This window comes from Bisbaumannia salifodinae (assembly GCF_055388505.1).
In genome coordinates this window covers 3,912,120-3,933,164 of sequence record NZ_AP043781.1, presented here as the reverse complement: position 1 = coordinate 3,933,164, position 21,045 = coordinate 3,912,120, and the positions used below count along the sequence as shown (strand labels likewise).

At 63.5% G+C, this 21,045-nt stretch carries 13 protein-coding genes, 2 tRNA genes and 2 rRNA genes; 13 read left to right on the top strand and 4 right to left on the bottom strand.

Features of this window, described 5'->3' with window-relative positions:
• Nucleotides 1-49 precede the first annotated feature (49 nt).
• Nucleotides 50-592: a GspH/FimT family pseudopilin gene (locus tag ACZ5EF_RS18365; RefSeq protein WP_346061120.1), complete on the bottom strand. Its 543-nt coding sequence runs from the start codon at nt 590-592 to the stop codon at nt 50-52.
• Between the two features lie 92 nt (nt 593-684).
• Here ACZ5EF_RS18365 and thiO point away from each other — a divergent pair, with 92 nt between their 5' ends.
• A complete protein-coding gene (gene thiO / locus ACZ5EF_RS18360; protein ID WP_346061121.1) occupies nt 685-1,779 on the top strand; it encodes a glycine oxidase ThiO in 1,095 nt (364 codons plus the stop codon).
• Between the two features lie 30 nt (nt 1,780-1,809).
• Here the strand turns inward: thiO and ACZ5EF_RS18355 are convergent, their stop codons facing one another.
• Nucleotides 1,810-2,073 carry a PP0621 family protein gene (locus ACZ5EF_RS18355; RefSeq protein ID WP_346061122.1) on the bottom strand — a complete coding sequence of 88 codons (264 nt, stop codon included), beginning with the start codon at nt 2,071-2,073 and terminating at the stop codon, nt 1,810-1,812.
• Between the two features lie 99 nt (nt 2,074-2,172).
• On the opposite strand from ACZ5EF_RS18355, the gene ACZ5EF_RS18350 reads away from it, so the two are divergent.
• Nucleotides 2,173-3,804 carry an NAD+ synthase gene (locus tag ACZ5EF_RS18350; RefSeq protein ID WP_346061123.1) on the top strand — a complete coding sequence of 544 codons (1,632 nt, stop codon included), beginning with the start codon at nt 2,173-2,175 and terminating at the stop codon, nt 3,802-3,804.
• Nucleotides 3,805-3,898: 94 nt separating this feature from the next.
• Here ACZ5EF_RS18350 and ACZ5EF_RS18345 read toward each other — a convergent pair whose 3' ends face one another.
• Nucleotides 3,899-4,705, bottom strand: coding sequence for an outer membrane protein assembly factor BamD (locus ACZ5EF_RS18345; protein WP_346061124.1), 807 nt, complete (start codon nt 4,703-4,705; stop codon nt 3,899-3,901).
• A gap of 123 nt (nt 4,706-4,828) precedes the next feature.
• Here ACZ5EF_RS18345 and rluD point away from each other — a divergent pair, with 123 nt between their 5' ends.
• The 5 genes from rluD (at nt 4,829) to ilvN (ending at nt 12,099) form a co-directional block, all read left to right on the top strand.
• Nucleotides 4,829-5,788 (top strand): 23S rRNA pseudouridine(1911/1915/1917) synthase RluD, encoded by a 960-nt coding sequence (rluD, locus tag ACZ5EF_RS18340; protein WP_346061125.1) that lies wholly within the window; start codon nt 4,829-4,831, stop codon nt 5,786-5,788.
• A complete protein-coding gene (gene pgeF, locus ACZ5EF_RS18335) occupies nt 5,788-6,549 on the top strand; it encodes a peptidoglycan editing factor PgeF (protein WP_346061126.1) in 762 nt (253 codons plus the stop codon). The genes rluD and pgeF overlap by 1 nt, the downstream gene beginning before the upstream one ends.
• 295 nt (nt 6,550-6,844) lie before the next feature.
• Complete coding sequence (clpB, locus tag ACZ5EF_RS18330; protein WP_346061127.1) at nt 6,845-9,427, top strand: ATP-dependent chaperone ClpB; 2,583 nt, start codon at nt 6,845-6,847, stop codon at nt 9,425-9,427.
• 456 nt (nt 9,428-9,883) lie between these two features.
• Entirely contained in the window at nt 9,884-11,608 is a 1,725-nt protein-coding gene (locus ACZ5EF_RS18325; protein WP_346061128.1) for an acetolactate synthase 3 large subunit, read from the top strand.
• A complete protein-coding gene (gene ilvN, locus ACZ5EF_RS18320) occupies nt 11,608-12,099 on the top strand; it encodes an acetolactate synthase small subunit (RefSeq protein WP_146801801.1) in 492 nt (163 codons plus the stop codon). The genes ACZ5EF_RS18325 and ilvN overlap by 1 nt, the downstream gene beginning before the upstream one ends.
• A 169-nt stretch (nt 12,100-12,268) precedes the next feature.
• On the opposite strand, the gene ilvY is transcribed toward ilvN, so the two are convergent.
• The gene (ilvY, locus tag ACZ5EF_RS18315; protein WP_346061129.1) at nt 12,269-13,156 is read right to left on the bottom strand and encodes an HTH-type transcriptional activator IlvY; all 888 of its coding nucleotides are present in this window, start codon (nt 13,154-13,156) and stop codon (nt 12,269-12,271) included.
• A gap of 184 nt (nt 13,157-13,340) precedes the next feature.
• Here ilvY and ilvC point away from each other — a divergent pair, with 184 nt between their 5' ends.
• The 6 genes from ilvC to ACZ5EF_RS18285 all read left to right on the top strand — a co-directional run bounded on the left by ilvC (nt 13,341) and on the right by ACZ5EF_RS18285 (nt 20,997).
• Nucleotides 13,341-14,357: a ketol-acid reductoisomerase gene (ilvC, locus tag ACZ5EF_RS18310; RefSeq protein WP_346061130.1), complete on the top strand. Its 1,017-nt coding sequence runs from the start codon at nt 13,341-13,343 to the stop codon at nt 14,355-14,357.
• 168 nt (nt 14,358-14,525) lie between these two features.
• Complete coding sequence (pssA, locus tag ACZ5EF_RS18305; protein WP_346061131.1) at nt 14,526-15,365, top strand: CDP-diacylglycerol--serine O-phosphatidyltransferase; 840 nt, start codon at nt 14,526-14,528, stop codon at nt 15,363-15,365.
• 650 nt (nt 15,366-16,015) lie between these two features.
• Nucleotides 16,016-17,555: ribosomal RNA gene (locus ACZ5EF_RS18300) — 16S ribosomal RNA — on the top strand.
• 93 nt (nt 17,556-17,648) lie between these two features.
• Nucleotides 17,649-17,725: transfer RNA gene (locus ACZ5EF_RS18295), tRNA-Ile, on the top strand.
• 106 nt (nt 17,726-17,831) lie between these two features.
• Nucleotides 17,832-17,907 (top strand) — tRNA-Ala (locus tag ACZ5EF_RS18290).
• A gap of 202 nt (nt 17,908-18,109) precedes the next feature.
• Nucleotides 18,110-20,997: ribosomal RNA gene (locus ACZ5EF_RS18285) — 23S ribosomal RNA — on the top strand.
• Together the 16S and 23S rRNA genes with 2 tRNA genes alongside form the textbook arrangement of a ribosomal RNA operon.
• Nucleotides 20,998-21,045 lie beyond the last annotated feature (48 nt).

Genomic DNA, 21,045 nt, shown 5'->3' with positions numbered 1-21,045 from the left:
TTTACCGGAAAAGACGGCGAGGGCCGCCCGTCGTCGGACGGATGCTGGCTCAGCAATCCGGCTCGGAGACCACCCGAACCCGCCCCAGGTTGCTGAGGATGACCTGGGCGCCGGTGCCTAGGCGGCCGCAGATACGGAAGGTGCCGTTATGCCCCGCGGAGCGTCCCAGGGCGGTATAGCGTACCGGGCGCAGGTCCTGGCGGAAGCTGACTTGGGTGCCACGCCCCGGGGGCAGCTCCTTCAGCAGGGGGGCGTCGCTCAGGTCGCCCCCGTCGGCGCCGCCCTCGACGATCACCAGGGGCGCCGCCCAGTCGGCGCCGTCGCAGCTCAGGCGATCCCGGCTGGGGCAGACGGTGATGGTGGTGCGGCGGGTCACGGCGGTATTACGGGCCTGGGCCAGGGCGGTCTTGAGGCGTAGTACCTCGGCTACCACCTCGTTGCGGGCGCTGAAGCGCTGGTAGTTGGGCAGGGCCCAGGTGGCCAGGATGGCGACGATCACGATGGCCACCAGCAGCTCGATCAGGGTCAGCCCCTTTGCCTGCCAGGGGGCCTTGCCGGTACTGTATACAACATCCTGGATCTCGGGGCGCATCTCGCCCTCCCGGATCGCTCCTTAATCAGGGGTGATTCATTAACCCTAGTTCGCGCCGCGATCCTGCCTGTCAGCCGGAACGGAAAACTGCCGTGAGTGATTTCGTAATCGTGGGAGGGGGCGTCATCGGCATGATGAGCGCCCTGCAACTGGCCGATGCCGGCCATGAGGTGACCCTGGTGGAGCGTCATGCCTGTGGGCGTGAGTCCTCCTGGGCCGGGGGCGGGATCGTCTCGCCCCTCTACCCCTGGCGCTACACCCCGCCCATCTCACGGCTCTCGAGCTGGTCCGAGGGCTACTACCCGGAGTTGGCCCTGCGCCTGCTGGAGGAGACCGGGATCGACCCCGAGTACCGCCAGAAGGGCCTGCTCTACCTGAGGGTCGACGACGAGGCCCGGGCCCTGGCCTGGGCCCGGGAGGTCGGCAAGCCCCTGGAGCGGGTGGATGGCACCTTCCTCTATGACAAGGAACCGGCGGCGGCCCCCGGCTGCGATGGTGCCCTGTGGATGCCGACCCTGGGCAGCATCCGCAATCCACGCCTGGTGCGTGCCCTGCGGGCGCGGCTGGCGGCCATGCCGCGGGTGCGGCTACGCGAGCAGACCGAGGTGACGGGGCTGCGCGCCGAAGGGGGACGAATCACGGCGGTAGAGACCGCCACCGGCCCCATTGCCGGCGATCAGGTGGTCGTCTGCGGCGGGGCCTGGGCCGCGGAGCTGCTGGCCGGGGTGGGGGTGGAACTGGCGGTGCGCCCGGTGCGCGGCCAGATGATCCTCTTCCGGGCGCCGCCTGAGCTGGTCAGGCGGGTGGTGCTGATGGACGGGCGTTATGTGATTCCCCGCGCCGATGGCCGGGTGCTGGCGGGCTCGACCCTGGAGGAGGTGGGCTTCGACAAGGCCACCACCGAGGTGGCCAGGGCCTCGCTATGGGAGAGTGCCACCGCCATCGTGCCGGCCCTGGCCCAGTGCGAGGTGGAGCACCATTGGGCGGGGCTGCGCCCCGGTTCCCCGGATGGGGTGCCCTTTATCGGTGCCGTGCCCGGCTTCGCCAACCTGCACGTCAACGCAGGGCACTACCGCAATGGCCTGGTGTTGGCCCCGGCCTCGACCCGCCTGTTGGTGGATGGCCTGCTGGGCCGCGAGCCGATCCTCGACCCGGCTCCCTATGCCCTAAGCACGCCCCGGGAGTAGGTTCGGCTTGGCCGCTTGGCCGCTTGGCCGCTACTCGCTCTTCTGCTCTTCCAGGTACTTGTCGCGGTGGGCGCTGCAGCAGAACCAGTCGCCCCGCTCGCGCAGGGCGTCGGCCTCCGGCAGATGCACTTGGCAGTAGCGGCAGCGCACCATATGCCCCTCGGCGGCGGCCTGGTCGTCGCCCTCCAATAGCTCCTCCCGGTCGAGTTTCCACTCCCGATACATGCGATAGAGCTTGAGGCCGGCGAAGAAGAGAAGGGCGAAGATGATCAGGCGTATCAGCAAGAGATTCATCCTGGGGTGGCTCCCTGGTCGGGCGGCTTGGCTTTGCTACCTGAGCGGCCATGCGGGACAATGTGGGTTACCCGAGAGTTTCGAGAGATTTCCACGACCATGCAAGACCTGACGCTGGTGATGGCCCAACTCGACCCCCTGGTCGGCGATATTCCCGGCAATACCGAGCGCGCCATCGAGGCGGTGCGGGAGGCCCGTATCGAGCATGGGGCCGATATCGTGGTGTTGCCGGAGCTGTGCCTGACCGGCTACCCGCCGGAGGACCTGCTGCTGCGCCCCTCCCTGGAGACCCGGCTGCGTCATGCGCGGTCGCGAATGGCCGAGAAGGTGGCCTCCGGGGTGCTGGTGATCGTCGGCTACCCGGGGATCCGCGAAGGCAAGCGCTACAATCTGGCCGGCCTGCTCTACAACGGTGAATGGCTCGACGAGTATGCCAAGCAGAGCCTGCCCAACTATCAGGTCTTCGACGAACAGCGCTACTTCGAGGCGGGCCATGCCCCCTTGGTGATCGACCATCTCGGCGTGCGCCTGGGCATCCTGATCTGCGAGGACCTGTGGGCCGAGACTCCGGTGCTCCAGGCCCGGGATGCCGGGGCGGATATCCTGATCAGCCTCAACGCCTCGCCCTTCCACCATGACAAGCCCGCCGAGCGCCTGGCGCTGCTCAAGGCGCGGGCCGCCGAGGCGCGTCGCCCCCTGGTCTATGCCAACATGATCGGTGGCCAGGACGAGCTGGTCTTCGATGGCGGCTCGGCCTGCGTCGACGCCGAGGGGGAGCTGCGGGTCCAGGCCCCCCACTGGGAGGTGGGGTTGATGCCGGTGCAGTTCGTCAATATCGACGGCCTCTGGGTGCCCCAGACCGGCGAGTGCGTAGAGGTGCCCGACCCCGAGGAGAACCTCTACTGCGCCCTGGTCACCGGGTTGCGTGACTACGTCAACAAGAGCGGCTTCCAGGGCGTGGTGCTGGGCCTCTCCGGGGGTATCGATTCGGCGCTGTCGCTGGCCATCGCCGTGGACGCCCTGGGACCCGAGCGGGTCCAGGCGGTGATGATGCCCTATCACTATACCGCCGAGATCTCCCAGGAGGACGCCGCCGCACAGGCGAAGCTGCTGGGGGTCCACTACGAGGTGCTGCCCATCGCCCCCATGGTGGAGGCCTTCACCGCCACCCTGGCGGACAGCTTCTCCGGCACCGAGCGGGACACCACCGAGGAGAACCTCCAGTCGCGTATCCGCGGCGTGCTGCTGATGGCGATCTCCAACAAGAAGGGGCTGATGGTACTGACCACCGGCAACAAGAGCGAGATGGCGGTGGGTTATGCCACCCTCTACGGCGATATGGTGGGGGGCTACAACGCCCTGAAGGATGTCTACAAGACCTGGGTCTACCGCCTGGCCCGCTGGCGCAACGCCCAGGAGCCGGCGATTCCCGAGCGGGTCATCGAGCGCCCGCCGTCCGCGGAGCTGGCGCCGGATCAGCAGGACAGCGACTCCCTGCCCGACTACGACACCCTGGATGCCATCCTGGTGCGCTATATCGAGGGGGACATGAGCGCCGAGGCGATCATCGCCGCCGGCTTCGCGCGGGACGACGTCTATCGGGTGGTGCGCCTGGTGGACCGCTGCGAGTACAAGCGGCGCCAGGCCCCGGTGGGGGTGCGGGTGACGCCACGAGGCTTCGGCCGCGATCGCCGCTATCCCATCGTCAATGGCTGGCAGCCCGGCGACTAGGCAGATAACGCCGACGCCGGAGCGCCCAACGCAAGACGCCACCCCTCGGGGTGGCGTCTTGCTGAGTGCCTGTTACCGGATATCGGGCGCTGGCTCAGGCCGAGATCGCCGGCGCCTCGACATGCTTGGGACGGAAGCTGCGCCCCTGCAACCGCTCATGGTCGGGGGCATTGTCGATCAGGGTGCGCAGCACCTCCCGGGCCCGGTCATTCATCTCCAGGCCCATATAGCCTTCCACCATCACCGCCAGGGCATCCCGGGTGGCGGGGGTCTCCGGGTAGTTCTCGACCACCCAGCGGCCGCGCTCCACGGCGGCCAGGTAGGCACCGCGGCGCAGGTAGAAATCGGCCACGTGCAGCTCATGCTGGGCCAGCAGGTTGCGCAGGTAGACGATGCGCTGGCGGGCGTCCGGGGCGTACTCGCTGTCCGGGTAGCGCTCCACCAGGGCGCGAAAGTCGGTGTAGGCATCGCGGCTGGCGCCCAGGTCGCGCTTGGAGATATCGATCAGGCGCAGCCGCTCGAGGCTGAAGCGCCCCGCCTGCCAGGAGGCCAGGCCGCGCATATAGAGGGCGTAGTCGGCCTGGGGGTGACTGGGGTTCAGGCGAATGAAACGGTTCGCCGCGGCCCGGGTCGCCTCCCAGTTATCGGTCTGGTAGTAGGTGTAGATCAGATCGAGCTGGGTCTGCTCGGCATAGTCGCCGAAGGGGAAGCGGGTATCCAGTGCCTCCAGCTCGTTCAGGGCGCTGGTGTAGTGGCCGCGCTCCAGGGAGCCGCGTGCCTGCTCGTAGAGCGCCTGCTCCTCGAGTTCGGGAACGCTCTCGCTGGTGGAGGCACAGCCGGCGAGCAGCAGGGCGGCCAGGGCGAAGGCACCGAGCCGGGTGCCGCTGGTAGAAACGCGCATTATCATCCTCGCATCAAACAACCCGGGGGCCGTGGTAGAATCGCCCCACTATAAAGCACCCACTATAAAACACCCAGGCCCTAGCGGGGAAACCGGGTGTTAGCAGAGGCCAACGCCAGACCCATGCCCGAGACTCTCAATCGTGAAGCCCGCGTGCTCGACGCCCAGGCCGGCCAGCGCCTGGATCAGGTGGCGGCGGAACTGTTCGGCGACTTCTCCCGGGAGCGCCTCAAGCAGTGGATCCTGCAGGGGGCCCTGACCCTGGACGGCGCGCCTGCCCGGCCCAAGGCCAAGGTCTATGGCGGCGAGACGCTGCGCCTGGAGGCCGAGCTGGAAGAGCAGACCGCCCAGCACCAGGCCCAGGCCATCGACCTGGAGATCGTCCACGAGGACGAGGCGGTACTGGTGATCGACAAGCCCGCCGACCTGGTGGTGCATCCGGCGGCGGGTAACCCCGATGGCACCCTGCTCAATGCCTTGCTTCACCACTGCCCGAGCCTCTCCCAGGTGCCCCGGGCCGGCATCGTGCATCGCCTCGACAAGGACACCACCGGCCTGATGGTGGTGGCCAAGACCTTGAGCGCCCAGGCGGCCCTGGTGGAGCAGCTCCAGGCACGCAGCGTCTCCCGGGAGTATGACGCCGTGGTCTCCGGGGTAATGACCGCCGGTGGCAAGGTGGATGCCCCCATCGGCCGCCATCCCAAGGATCGCAAACGCCAGGCGGTGGTCGCCGGTGGCAAGCCGGCGGTCACTCACTACCGGGTGGTGGATCGTTTTCGGGGTCATACCCATGTGCGTTGCCGCCTGGAGACCGGGCGCACCCACCAGATCCGCGTGCACCTGGCGCACCTGCGTTTCCCCCTGGTGGGGGACCCCGTCTATGGCGGGCGCCTCAAGCTGCCGCCGGGGGCCTCGGATGAGCTCAAGGAGCTGCTGCGCCTCTTCCCCCGCCAGGCGCTGCATGCCCGCAAGCTGGCCTTCGTGCATCCCGTCAGCGGTGAAACGATGACCTTTCGGGCGCCCTTGCCGGACGATATGCTGGCGCTGCTCGATTACCTGCGCGACGACAGCGAGGGGCCGTGATGAACGACGCCTACGACGAGGCCCTGCAGCCCACCCTGCTGCTGCCGGACTGGCCGGCGCCCAGCACCGTGGGGGCCTTCGTGACCACCCGCGAGACCGGCCCCAGCCAGGGCCCCTTCGCGGCCTTCAATACCGCTCGCCATGTGGGCGATGAGCCCGCCATGGTGGAACGCTGCCGGGAACTGCTGCGCGCCGAACTGGATGATGACCGCCCCCTGCTATGGCTCGATCAGGTGCATGGCGCCAAGGTGCAACTGGGCTATGTGGCGGATATCCCCCAGGCGGATGCCGCCGTGGCCCTGGACCAGCGCTATGCCTGCGTGGTGCAGACCGCCGACTGCCTGCCGGTGTTCTTCTGCGATCGCCGCGGTACCCGGGTAGGCCTGGCCCATGCCGGCTGGCGGGGCCTGGCCGGCGGCGTGCTGGAGGCCACGGTGGCGTCCCTGCGCTGCGAGCCGGAGGAACTGATGGCGTGGCTGGGGCCGGCCATCTCCAAGGCGCAGTTCGAGGTGGGGCCCGAGGTCTTCGAGGCCTTCGTCGCCTTCCAGCCCGAGGCCGCCGAGGCCTTCGAGCCCAGCCCCTATCGCCTGGGCCACTATATGGCGGATATCTACCGCCTGGCGCGGTTGCGCCTGGAGCGCCTGGGCATCGGTCAGATCAGCGGTGGCCACTTCTGCACCGCCTGCGAGCCGCGCTTCTACTCCCACCGCCGCGATGACGGCCAGACCGGCCGCATGGCCAGCGTGATCTGGCTGCGCTAACGCGCTAGCGCCGAGCTTCAAGCGGCAAGTCGCCAGGAAACCCGTGAGCGACAAGCCTAAGGAGCAAGCCACAAGGCTCCCCTTGTCGCCCGCGGGGTCGGGCGCATATTGCCTTGCTCCTTGCTCCTTGCTCCTTGCTCCTTGCTCCTTGCTCCTTGATATAGATCAACCCACCCCGGGTTATCCCCCCACGCCTCTTGAAAGCCGCCTACCCTACCTCCATTGATAAGGTCAAGACATGATCAAGGGTCAGGCGGTGCGTCCGAGCGTATCGCTACCCCGTAGGAGGAGAGCGATGCGCTTCGAGAAATTCACCAGCAAGCTGCAGAACGCCATTGCCGAGGCCCAGTCCCTGGCGGTGGGGCACGGCCATAACCAGATCGATCCCGGCCACCTGCTGATGGCGCTGCTGGAGGCCCAGGACACTGGTATCAAGGCGCTGGTGCAGAAGGCCGGCGGTGACGCCGCCAGGCTGCGCGGCGACCTGAAACAGTACCTGGAGGATCTGCCCCGGGTCGGCCAGTTCGACGGTGAGGTGCAGCCCTCCCGGGACCTGGTGCGGCTGTTTAACCTGGTCGACCGGGAGGCCCAGAAGCGCGGCGATCAGTTTATTGCCAGCGAGCTGGTGCTGCTGGCCGCCCTGGAGATGAATCATGCGGTCAGCAAGCTGCTGGCCCGGGGCGGCCTCGAGGCCAAGGCCCTGAACGCGGCCATCGATAGCCTGCGCGGCGGCGAACGGGTCAGCGACGCCAACGCCGAGGAGAGCCGCGAGGCGCTGGACAAGTACACCCTGGACCTCACCGAGTGGGCGGCCAGCGGCAAGCTCGACCCGGTGATCGGTCGCGACGACGAGATCCGCCGTACCATCCAGGTGCTGCAGCGGCGCACCAAGAACAACCCGGTGCTGATCGGCGAGCCCGGCGTCGGCAAGACCGCCATCGTCGAAGGGCTGGCCAGCCGCATCGTCAATGGCGAGGTGCCGGAGGGGCTCAAGGACAAGCGGGTGCTGTCCCTGGACATGGGCTCGCTGCTGGCCGGGGCCAAGTTCCGCGGCGAGTTCGAGGAGCGCCTCAAGGCGGTGCTCAAGGAGTTGTCCCAGGAAGAGGGCCGGGTGATCCTGTTCATCGACGAGCTGCACACCATGGTTGGCGCCGGCAAGGCCGAGGGCGCCATGGACGCCGGCAATATGCTCAAGCCGGCCCTGGCCCGCGGCGAGCTGCACTGCGTGGGCGCCACCACCCTGGACGAGTATCGCCAGTACATCGAGAAGGACGCGGCCCTGGAGCGGCGCTTCCAGAAGGTGCTGGTGGACGAGCCCAGCGAGGAGGACACCATCGCCATCCTGCGCGGCCTCAAGGAGCGCTACGAGGTCCACCACGGGGTCGATATCACCGACGGCGCCATCATCGCCGCGGCCAAGCTCTCCAGTCGCTATATCACCGACCGTCAGCTGCCCGACAAGGCCATCGACCTGATCGACGAGGCCTCCTCGCGGATCCGCATGGAGCTCGACTCCAAGCCCGAGGAGATGGATCGCCTGGATCGCCGCCTGATCCAACTGAAGATGGAGCGCGAGCACCTCAAGAAGGAGACCGACGAGGCCTCCAAGAAGCGTCTCGAGACCCTGGAGGAGCAGATCGAGGCGCTGGCCCGGGAGTATGCCGACCTGGAGGAGATCTGGAAGGCCGAGAAGGCCAGCATCCAGGGCGCCGCCCAGTTCAAGGACGAGCTCGAGCGGGCCCGGGTGGAGCTGGAGCAGGCGCGTCGCCAGGGCGACCTGGGGCGCATGTCGGAGCTGCAGTACGGGGTGATCCCTGAACTGGAGCGCAAGATCCAGGAGGCCGGCGAGGGCGAGGCGGACACCGCCAAGCACCAGCTGCTGCGCTCCAATGTCACCGAGGAGGAGATCGCCGAGGTGGTCTCCCGCTGGACCGGCATCCCGGTGGCCAAGATGCTCGAGGGCGAGCGCGACAAGCTACTGCGCATGGAGGAGGCGCTCCACGAGCGGGTGATCGGCCAGGACGAGGCGGTCAAGGCGGTGGCCAATGCGGTGCGCCGCTCCCGGGCCGGGCTCGCCGACCCCAACCGCCCCAATGGCTCCTTCCTGTTCCTCGGCCCCACCGGGGTGGGCAAGACCGAACTCTGCAAGTCGCTGGCCAACTTCCTCTTCGATACCGAGGAGGCCATGGTGCGCATCGACATGTCGGAATTCATGGAGAAGCACTCGGTGGCGCGGCTGATCGGCGCGCCTCCCGGCTACGTGGGCTACGAGGAGGGCGGCTACCTGACCGAGGCGGTGCGTCGCAAGCCCTACTCGGTGCTGCTGCTCGACGAGGTGGAGAAGGCTCACCCGGACGTCTTCAATATCCTCCTGCAGGTGCTGGAGGATGGCCGCCTCACCGACGGCCAGGGGCGCACCGTGGACTTCCGCAACACCGTGATCGTGATGACCTCCAACATGGGCTCCGACGTGATCCAGCGCCTGGGCGGTGACGACGCTCACTATGAGGAGATGAAGAGCGCGGTGATGGAGGTGGTGGGCAACCACTTCCGTCCCGAGCTGATCAACCGCATCGATGAAGTGGTGGTCTTCCACGCCCTGGGGCAGGAGCAGATCCAGGCCATCGCCGGCATCCAGCTCGACCGCCTGCGGCAACGCCTGGCCGAGCACGACCTGGCCCTGGAGGTCAGCGACGAGGCCCTTGCCCAGCTCGCCGTGGTGGGCTTCGATCCGGTGTTCGGGGCGCGGCCGCTGAAGCGTGCCATCCAGAGCCGTATCGAGAACCCCCTGGCCCAGGACCTGCTGGCGGGGCACTACCTGCCCGGCGATACCATTCATGTGGAGGCCGAGGAGGGGCATCTGGTGTTCCATAAGTAAACGCCGAGGTGCCCGGCGAGTGTCGCGGGCCCACCCTTCGGGGTGGGCCCGCGCCCTTTTGGGGACACATGCGGTGGAAATTCTTGCCGAATCGGCCTGTTTGGGCTACCCGAGGCCCCTTGGCGGTTGACAGCCTCGCGACGCTATTGGAATCTTGACGGTTCCTGATCGCGGGCGCGGACTCCGCTGGGCGACCCCCAGATACCGCGTGAAGGGTAGGCCGCAGGGCCTCTACCCGCCGAAGGACTTCCGGGTTCGGGCTATCCGCCTGGCCTGGCCAATGCCCCGACGCGGCGAACCGCCGCGATGAGAGTGCAGGCCCTAACCGGGCCCCATCAGCCAGGGTTTGGCATCAGGTGCCGGCTAATGCCGGCAGCGGCGTACCGCCGCACTCGAACTCCACCACCGCCTGATGCGGTGGGGACTCGCACTCGAGACCTCCAGGGGAGAAACACAGTGGAACTGCTTTCCGGCGCCGATATGATCGCCCGCTTCCTCCAGGATGAGGGCGTCGAATACATCTATGGCTATCCGGGCGGGGCGGCGTTGCATATCTATGACGCTCTCTTCCGCCAGGACAAGGTCAAGCACATCCTGGTGCGGCACGAACAGGCCGCCACCCATGCCGCCGACGGCTATGCCCGGGCCTCCGGCAAGCCCGGCGTGGTACTGGTCACCTCGGGCCCCGGCGCCACCAATGCCGTGACCGGTATCGCCACCGCTTATATGGACTCGATTCCCATGGTGGTGATCTGTGGCCAGGTCATGAGTCACCTGATCGGCGATGACGCCTTCCAGGAGACCGATATCATCGGGGTGACCCGCCCCATCGTGAAGCACAGCTTCTCCATCAAGCACCCCAGCGAGATTCCCGAGGTGCTGAAGAAGGCCTTCTACCTGGCGGCTACCGGTCGCCCCGGCCCGGTGGTGGTGGATATCCCCAAGGATATGGCCTCGCCCACCGAGCGCTACGAGTACGTCTATCCGAAGAAGGTCAAGCTGCGCTCCTACAATCCGGTGACCCGCGGCCATACCGGCCAGATCAAGAAGGCCGTGGAGCTGATGCTCAAGGCCAAGCGCCCGGTCTTCTATACCGGCGGCGGCGTGGTCAGCGGCGGGGCCAGCGAGGCCCTCACCGACCTGGTGCGGCGCCTGGGCTACCCCATCACCACCACCCTGATGGGCATCGGCGCCTACCCGCAGAGCGATCGTCAGTGCCTGGGCTGGCTGGGCATGCACGGCTCCTATGAGTCGAACATGGCCATGCACCATGCCGACCTGATCATCGCCATCGGCGCACGCTTCGATGACCGGGTGACCAACAACACCTCCAAGTTCTGTCCCACCGCCAAGATCATCCACGTGGATATCGACCCCAGCTCGGTCTCCAAGACGGTGCGTGCCGACGTGCCCATCGTCGGCCCGGCGGGCAGCGTGATCAACGAGATGATCAGCCTGGTGCAGGGCAAGGAGATCGGTCACCCCGAGGCCCTCTCCGAGTGGTGGCAGAAGATCGACGGCTGGCGCGAGGAGCGCACCGGCAAGCTCTACGAGCCCTCGGCGCCCGGCGAGAAGATCAAGCCCCAGGCGGTGATCGAGGCGATGTGCCGGGTCACCCGCGGCGAGGCCTTCGTCACCACCGACGTGGGCCAGCATCAGATGTTCGCGGCCCAGTACTACAAGTTCGACAAGCCCAACCGTTTCATCACCTCCGGTGGCCTCGGCACCATGGGCTTCGGCTTCCCGGCGGCCATGGGCATCAAGCAGAACTTCCCCGAGGATCAGGTGATCTGCGTTACCGGGGAAGGCAGCTTCCAGATGATGATGCAGGAGCTCTCCACCTGTAAGCAGTACGGGGTGGGGGTGAAGATCGTCAACCTGAACAATGCCTCCCTGGGCATGGTGCGCCAGTGGCAGGACCTCAACTACAAGTCCCGCCACGCCCACTCCTATATGGAGTCGCTGCCCGACTTCCAGAAGCTGATCGAGGCCTATGGTTTCACGGCGCTGCGGGTGGAGACCCTGGACGAGCTCGAGCCGGCGCTGGAGCGTACCTTCGCCGACAAGCACGAGCTGGTGTTCCTCGATGTCCAGGTGGACCCCCGTGAACACGTCTATCCGATGCAGGTGCCCCTGGGCTCCATGCGCGACATGCTGCTTTCGAAGACGGAGCGAACCTGATGCGCCATATCATCTCGATCCTGATGGAAAACGAACCCGGCGCCCTGTCTCGCGTGGTGGGGCTCTTCGCCCAGCGTAACTACAATATCGAGACGCTGAACGTGGCGCCCACCGAGGATCCGTCCCTGTCGCGGCTGACCGTGACCACCGTGGGTGACGACCGGGTGATCGAACAGATCACCAAGCACCTCAATAAGCTGATCGACGTGGTCAAGCTGGTGGACCTCACCGAAGGCAACCATATCGAGCGCGAGCTGATGCTGGTCAAGGTCAAGGCCCTGGGGGCCGCCCGCGACGAGGTGAAGCGCACCGCGGATATCTTCCGCGCGCAGATCGTCGACGTGACCGCCAGCCTCTACACGGTGCAGATCACCGGCGATGCCGGCAAGCTGGACGCCTTCCTGCAGGCCATGGCGCCCATCGGCATCCTCGAGGTGGCGCGCACCGGGGTGTCGGGAATAGCCCGCGGCGACAAGGTATTGTCCCTCTGATTTACTACTGCGCTCGATATCTCGGCCGCCGGCGGTGCTCGCAATCCTCATTGAGCAGCCAGTCAACTCCGGTTGCTGTGCTCCGGCGGCAGCCGACCTATCTTCGCTCGTGACGTAAATCTACTCATCGTTGAGACACAAGCGCCGCCCCTCGGGGCGGCGCTTGCGTTTAGCGGGCCGCCACCTGCTGCCAGAGCGCCCTTAGCAGGGGGCTCCGCAGGCGCCGATGCAGCACGCACAGGCCCACATCGTAGTGGGGCAGCTCCGGCTTGACCGCGAGCGGCCGCACCCGCGCCCGCAACGGGCTGTTGTCCAGCACGATCTGCGGCACCACGCCGATGCCGAAGCCCAGGCCCACCATGCTGACGATCGCCTCGTGGCCGGCCACCTGGGCATAGATGCGCGGGGTGATGCCGAGTGCCTTGAACCAGGTGTCGGCATACTCCCGGGAGAGTCCCGACTCGGAGAGGATCATCGGCACCTCGGCCCAGGCCCGGGCCTCGGGTATCTCGGGCGTGGTCGGCAGCCACGCCGGGGTGTCCCGGGGGGCGATAAACACCAGCGGCGAGCGGGTCAGCGACTTGAAGGCCAGGGCCTCGGGGGGCGTGCGGTGGCGTGGGGTGATGGCCATGTCCTCCTCGCCGGCCAGCACCCGACTCATGGCCTCCGCCGGGTCGCCGGTATGCAGCTTGAGTTCGATGCGTGGGTGGTGGCGGCGAAACTCGCTGAGCAGCTCGTAGAGGAAGCTGTAGCTGGCGGTTACCGAGCAGTAGACGCTGATCTCCCCCTGCAAGGCCTGGCTCTGCTCCATCAGCTCGTGGCGCACCAGCTCCCACTGCTCTAGGGCCTCCCTGGCGTAGGCCTGGAAGCGCAGCCCCTGGGGCGTCAGGGCCACGTGGCGGTTATCCCGCTCGAAGAGCGCCACCCCCAGGCTCTCCTCCAACTGGCGAATGGTACGGCTCAGGGTCGAGGGGCTGACATGGCAGGCGTCGCTGGCGCGGCCGAAGTGGAGGTTCTCGGCGAGGGCCAGGAATTGCTTCAGGGGGCGCATATCCATGGTGTGTTTCACATTTCGGTTCGTTGTATTGCAAATATAGCGTTTTACGCAATGAGATGCGCGGCGTAGAGTCAAGTCATCGATCGGGCACGAGACCCGACGCCGCAATCCCAGCGCCGCGTTAGACGGCGCGGGTGGCCATCGACGCTGATACCACAACGGTCAACGACTCCAGGAGTGCACCATGCGCGTTTATTACGATAAAGATTGCGATCTCTCGCTGATCCAGGCCAAGAAGGTCGCCATCATCGGTTACGGCTCCCAGGGCCATGCCCACGCCAACAACCTGAAAGAGTCCGGCGTCGACGTCACCGTGGCCCTGCGCCCGGGGTCCTCCTCCGCCGCCAAGGCCGAGGCCGCCGGCCTCAAGGTCGCCACCGTGGAAGAGGCCAGCCAGGCCGCCGACGTGGTCATGCTGCTGGCGCCGGACGAGAACCAGAAGGCCATCTACGAGACCCAGATCGAGCCGAACCTGAAGCAGGGTGCCACCCTGGCCTTCGCCCACGGCTTCAATATCCACTACAACCAGATCGAACCGCGCAAGGACCTGGACGTGATCATGATCGCGCCCAAGGCCCCGGGTCACACCGTGCGCTCCGAGTTCGTCAAGGGCGGTGGTATCCCCGACCTGATCGCCATCCACCAGGACGCCTCCGGTTCCGCCAAGGAGCTGGCGCTCTCCTACGCCGCCGGCGTCGGCGGTGGTCGCAGCGGCATCATCGAGACCACCTTCAAGGACGAGACCGAGACCGACCTGTTCGGCGAGCAGGCGGTGCTGTGTGGCGGTGCGGTGGAGCTGGTCAAGGCCGGCTTCGAGACCCTCACCGAGGCAGGCTATGCCCCGGAGATGGCCTACTTCGAGTGTCTGCACGAGCTCAAGCTGATCGTCGACCTGATGTACGAGGGCGGCATCGCCAACATGAACTACTCCATCTCCAACAACGCGGAGTATGGCGAGTACGTGACCGGCCCCGAGGTGATCAACGACGAATCTCGCGCCGCCATGCGCAACGCCCTGAAGCGCATCCAGACCGGCGAGTACGCCAAGATGTTCATCAGCGAGGGTGAGACCAACTACCCCTCCATGACCGCACGTCGTCGCCTGAACGCCGAGCATCCCATCGAGCAGGTGGGTGCCAAGCTGCGCGGCATGATGCCGTGGATCGCCGCCAACCAGTTGGTGGACAAGTCCAAGAACTAAGCGCTTCACCGCCTGGTTCTGGAATACGAGGGCGCGGCCATGGCCGCGCCCTCGTCGTCTCCGTCGATCGAGTCGACGGTATCGTGTCGTATGATCCCGGCCGGTGTGTAGAATAGGGGCAGTCGCCAGTCATCTGTCGGCTGCCCTTTCCGGTAATGGACGAGAATTATGAGTCAGGATTCCAGCAACACCGATCAGCGACGCGATGACTATGCCGAGGAGGATATCGCCTCGGCCTTCCTGCGCGAGACGGAGGTCATCGAAGAGGCGGTGGAGGATGGAAAGAAGGTGCGCCGCCGTGGCATCTATTTGTTACCCAACCTGTTTACCACTTCGGCGCTCTTCTCTGGCTTCTTCGCCGTGGTGGCGGGCATCAACGGCGACTTCACCGCGGCGGCGGTGGCGATCTTCATCGCCATGGCGCTGGATGGCCTGGATGGTCGCGTGGCGCGCATGACCAACACCCAGAGCGCCTTCGGGGCGGAGTATGACAGCCTCTCCGATATGCTCTCCTTCGGGGTGGCGCCGGCCCTGGTGGCCTTTACCTGGATCCTCCAGGATATCGGCAAGACCGGCTGGGTGGTGGCCTTCCTCTACGTGGCCTGCGCCGCCCTGCGTCTGGCACGCTTCAATGTGCAGATCGGCAGCGTCGACAAGAAATGGTTTATCGGCCTGCCCAGTCCCTCGGCAGCCGCCTTGGTGGCGGCCAGCGTCTGGACCTTTCATGACCTCGACGCCGATGCCTTCGGTTTCAAGCTGCTGATGCTGCTGGTGGTGGGGGCCGCCGGCGTGCTGATGGTCAGCAATATCCGCTACTACAGCTTCAAGGAGTTCGATTTCAAGGGGCCGGTGCCCTTCGTGGTACTGCTGGCCATCGTGCTGGCCTTCGTGGTGATCTCGGTGCAGCCTTCGGTGATGCTGCTGCTGTTGTTCGGCGCCTATGTGGTCTCGGGGCCCGTGCTGGCGATGATGCGCAAGCTCAAAAGGCCCGCTAAACCGGTGGGTTAACCTGTGTCTCCCGTCTCCTGATTACGCCCGCCTTCGTGCGGGCGTTGTCGTCTCCGGCACCTTCCTTGTCCACAACGAGTCGGCGATTTTGGTTGTGGATAAACTTTCTGCCACAAAGTCCTTGCAGGGCCCCGGGGAAATCCGTAAAGTACGCATCCGCTGCCGGCGACGGACATCGTGGCCAGCGGCAATGAGTGGCAAAAGTGCTTGTTTCTGTTGGGGTTTTCGAAACCCTCTCGCGAAAAACGCGATTGACAGAACGGCCGGATGCGGTAGAATGCATCGCCACACCGACCGGCCCGTCGCCGGCTCGGATGACCGCAGGTCGCTGCTTCGCAGCCCGCCTCGGGGTCGCCGAGCAGGGCTTGACAGCAGCGGCCGAATCGGTAGAATATCGCTTCCTCGCAGCGGCGTCGCAACAGCGACCAAAGCGAGACGCTCCACTCTTTAGAGAGCCAGGAGCCGCTCTTTAACAATCGATCAGGTAATTCATGTGGGCGCTTGTCGGTGAGGCGGTGAGAAGTCACCAAATCATCAAGGCAAGCGACTCGTCAAAGATCTTCGGGTCTTTTTGAGAACGTTTGAACCTTGAGCCAAGTTTGGTTCGCTTTTGTTGCCTTCGGGTGACAAGTAAGAACCACAATGATTTTAAACTGAAGAGTTTGATCATGGCTCAGATTGAACGCTGGCGGCAGGCCTAACACATGCAAGTCGAGCGGAAACGATGGAAGCTTGCTTCCAGGCGTCGAGCGGCGGACGGGTGAGTAATGCATAGGAATCTGCCCGATAGTGGGGGATAACGTGGGGAAACTCACGCTAATACCGCATACGTCCTACGGGAGAAAGCAGGGGATCTTCGGACCTTGCGCTATCGGATGAGCCTATGTCGGATTAGCTAGTTGGTGAGGTAACGGCTCACCAAGGCGACGATCCGTAGCTGGTCTGAGAGGATGATCAGCCACACTGGGACTGAGACACGGCCCAGACTCCTACGGGAGGCAGCAGTGGGGAATATTGGACAATGGGGGAAACCCTGATCCAGCCATGCCGCGTGTGTGAAGAAGGCCTTCGGGTTGTAAAGCACTTTCAGCGAGGAAGAAGGCCTGAGGGCTAATACCCTTCAGGAAGGACATCACTCGCAGAAGAAGCACCGGCTAACTCCGTGCCAGCAGCCGCGGTAATACGGAGGGTGCGAGCGTTAATCGGAATTACTGGGCGTAAAGCGCGCGTAGGTGGCTTGATAAGCCGGTTGTGAAAGCCCCGGGCTCAACCTGGGAACGGCATCCGGAACTGTCAGGCTAGAGTGCAGGAGAGGAAGGTAGAATTCCCGGTGTAGCGGTGAAATGCGTAGAGATCGGGAGGAATACCAGTGGCGAAGGCGGCCTTCTGGACTGACACTGACACTGAGGTGCGAAAGCGTGGGTAGCAAACAGGATTAGATACCCTGGTAGTCCACGCCGTAAACGATGTCGACTAGCCGTTGGGTTCCTTGAGAACTTTGTGGCGCAGTTAACGCGATAAGTCGACCGCCTGGGGAGTACGGCCGCAAGGTTAAAACTCAAATGAATTGACGGGGGCCCGCACAAGCGGTGGAGCATGTGGTTTAATTCGATGCAACGCGAAGAACCTTACCTACCCTTGACATCGTGCGAACTTTCCAGAGATGGATTGGTGCCTTCGGGAACGCACAGACAGGTGCTGCATGGCTGTCGTCAGCTCGTGTTGTGAAATGTTGGGTTAAGTCCCGTAACGAGCGCAACCCTTGTCCCTATTTGCCAGCGATTCGGTCGGGAACTCTAGGGAGACTGCCGGTGACAAACCGGAGGAAGGTGGGGACGACGTCAAGTCATCATGGCCCTTACGGGTAGGGCTACACACGTGCTACAATGGTCGGTACAAAGGGTTGCGATACCGCGAGGTGGAGCTAATCCCATAAAGCCGGTCTCAGTCCGGATCGGAGTCTGCAACTCGACTCCGTGAAGTCGGAATCGCTAGTAATCGTGAATCAGAATGTCACGGTGAATACGTTCCCGGGCCTTGTACACACCGCCCGTCACACCATGGGAGTGGACTGCACCAGAAGTGGTTAGCTTAACCTTCGGGGGAGCGATCACCACGGTGTGGTTCATGACTGGGGTGAAGTCGTAACAAGGTAGCCGTAGGGGAACCTGCGGCTGGATCACCTCCTTAAACGACGACCGCCGCCTGCCGGCAAGTGTCCACAATGAATTACCTGATCGACCAGAGCAAATGACTGTTAGGGCGGATGTCCTATGGTTAGCCGGGTCTGTAGCTCAGTTGGTTAGAGCGCACCCCTGATAAGGGTGAGGTCGGCAGTTCAAATCTGCCCAGACCCACCAAATTTTATCCAGTCCTGCGTTATTTTGTGACTCGCATAGCAGGCTATGCGTCGCCACAAAATGCCTTGGTCTGAATAAAATTCCCAGATCAAGGTTGGGTATCAGTGGGGCCTTAGCTCAGCTGGGAGAGCGCCTGCCTTGCACGCAGGAGGTCAGCGGTTCGATCCCGCTAGGCTCCACCATCTCCCCACACCCCAGCAAACAGTCAGTTCCTGATCGGATCCACAGTCATAAGCCATCATCATCGACCATGATGACCGGTTTATGACTGTCGATTGACAGTCGCTCTTTAAAAATATGAATCATGCTGACAAATTGACGATACGTCTCAAGCGTATCCGGCAATTATCGTACCAATCGCGACCAGACCCCTTCGGGTTATATGGTCAAGCGATTAAGCGCATACGGTGGATGCCTTGGCAGCCAGAGGCGATGAAGGACGTTGTAGCCTGCGATAAGGTTCGGTGAGGTGGCAAACAACCTGTGACCCGGACATTTCCGAATGGGGAAACCCACTCATCACAAGATGAGTATCCTGCACTGAATCCATAGGTGCAGGAGGCGAACCGGGGGAACTGAAACATCTAAGTACCCCGAGGAAAAGAAATCAACCGAGATTCCCCAAGTAGCGGCGAGCGAACGGGGACCAGCCCTTAAGCTGGTGACTGGTTAGGCGAACGAGCTGGGAAGCTCGACCATAGTGGGTGATAGTCCCGTAGCCGAAAACCTGATCCAGTGAAATCGAGTAGGTCGGGGCACGAGAAACCTTGACTGAAGACGGGGGGACCATCCTCCAAGGCTAAATACTCCTGGCTGACCGATAGTGAACCAGTACCGTGAGGGAAAGGCGAAAAGAACCCCGGAGAGGGGAGTGAAATAGATCCTGAAACCGTATGCGTACAAGCAGTGGGAGCAGACTCGTTCTGTGACCGCGTACCTTTTGTATAATGGGTCAGCGACTTATATTCAGTGGCGAGCTTAACCGTATAGGGGAGGCGTAGGGAAACCGAGTCTTAACTGGGCGACCAGTCGCTGGATATAGACCCGAAACCGGGCGATCTATCCATGAGCAGGTTGAAGGTTGAGTAACATCAACTGGAGGACCGAACCAGGATCTGTTGAAAAAGATTTGGATGACTTGTGGATCGGAGTGAAAGGCTAATCAAGCCCGGAGATAGCTGGTTCTCCTCGAAAGCTATTTAGGTAGCGCCTCACGTATCACCGCCGGGGGTAGAGCACTGTTTCGGCTAGGGGGCCATCCCGGCTTACCAACCCGAGGCAAACTCCGAATACCGGTGAGTGCAGCGTGGGAGACACACGGCGGGTGCTAACGTCCGTCGTGAAAAGGGAAACAACCCAGACCGTCAGCTAAGGCCCCAAAATTCTGGTTAAGTGGGAAACGATGTGGGAAGGCTTAGACAGCTAGGAGGTTGGCTTAGAAGCAGCCATCCTTTAAAGAAAGCGTAATAGCTCACTAGTCGAGTCGGCCTGCGCGGAAGATGTAACGGGGCTCAAACCAGGTGCCGAAGCTACGGGTTCGTCGAATGACGAGCGGTAGAGGAGCGTCGTGTAGGCCGATGAAGGTGGGTTGAGAAGCCCGCTGGAGGTATCACGAGTGCGAATGCTGACATGAGTAACGATAAGGGGAGTGAAAAACTCCCCCGCCGGAAGACCAAGGGTTTCTGTTCGACGCTAATCGGAGCAGAGTGAGTCGGCCCCTAAGGCGAGGCCGAAAGGCGTAGTCGATGGGAAACGGGTCAATATTCCCGTACCTCACAGAATTGCGATGGGGGGACGAAGAAGGCTAGGTGAGCCAGGCGTTGGTTGTCCTGGTGAAAGTCAGTAGGCCGAGATCTTAGGCAAATCCGGGATCTCAAGGCCGAGAGACGAGACGAACAGACTACGGTCTGGAAGTCATTGATGCCACGCTTCCAGGAAAAGCCTCTAAGCTTCAGATTCTGTGAGACCGTACCCCAAACCGACACAGGTGGTCAGGTAGAGAATACCAAGGCGCTTGAGAGAACTCGGGTGAAGGAACTAGGCAAAATGGTGCCGTAACTTCGGGAGAAGGCACGCCGGCGTAGTGTGAACACCCCGCGGTGGAAGCACGAACCGGTCGAAGATACCAGGTGGCTGCAACTGTTTATTAAAAACACAGCACTCTGCAAACGCGCAAGCGGACGTATAGGGTGTGACGCCTGCCCGGTGCCGGAAGGTTAATTGATGGTGTTAGGCTCCGGCCGAAGCTCCTGATCGAAGCCCCGGTAAACGGCGGCCGTAACTATAACGGTCCTAAGGTAGCGAAATTCCTTGTCGGGTAAGTTCCGACCTGCACGAATGGCGTAATGATGGCCACACTGTCTCCACCCGAGACTCAGTGAAATTGAAATCGCAGTGAAGATGCTGTGTACCCGCGGCTAGACGGAAAGACCCCGTGAACCTTTACTATAGCTTCACACTGGACGCTGATGTTGCTTGTGTAGGATAGCTGGGAGGCTTGGAAACCCGGACGCCAGTTCGGGTGGAGCCAACCTTGAAATACCAGCCTGGCATCATTGGCGTTCTAACTCAGCCCCGTCATCCGGGGCGAGGACAGTGTGTGGTGGGTAGTTTGACTGGGGCGGTCTCCTCCCAAAGAGTAACGGAGGAGCACGAAGGTACCCTCAGCACGGTCGGAAATCGTGCATTGAGTGCAAGAGCATAAGGGTGCTTGACTGCGAGACAGACACGTCGAGCAGGTACGAAAGTAGGTTCTAGTGATCCGGTGGTTCTGTATGGAAGGGCCATCGCTCAACGGATAAAAGGTACTCCGGGGATAACAGGCTGATACCGCCCAAGAGTTCACATCGACGGCGGTGTTTGGCACCTCGATGTCGGCTCATCACATCCTGGGGCTGAAGTCGGTCCCAAGGGTATGGCTGTTCGCCATTTAAAGTGGTACGCGAGCTGGGTTTAGAACGTCGTGAGACAGTTCGGTCCCTATCTGCCGTGGGCGTCGGAAGTTTGAGAAGAGCTGCTCCTAGTACGAGAGGACCGGAGTGGACGCACCTCTGGTGTTCCGGTTGTCACGCCAGTGGCATTGCCGGGTAGCTATGTGCGGACAGGATAACCGCTGAAAGCATCTAAGCGGGAAGCCCCCTTCAAGATGAGACTTCCCTGAGGCCTTGCGCCTCCTAAAGGGTCCAGCAAGACTAGCTGGTTGATAGGTCGGGTGTGGAAGCGCTGCGAGGCGTTGAGCTAACCGATACTAATGGCCCGTGAGGCTTGACCATATAACCCCAAGGGGTTTGCGCGATGGTACGCGCCGGATACGTGAGACG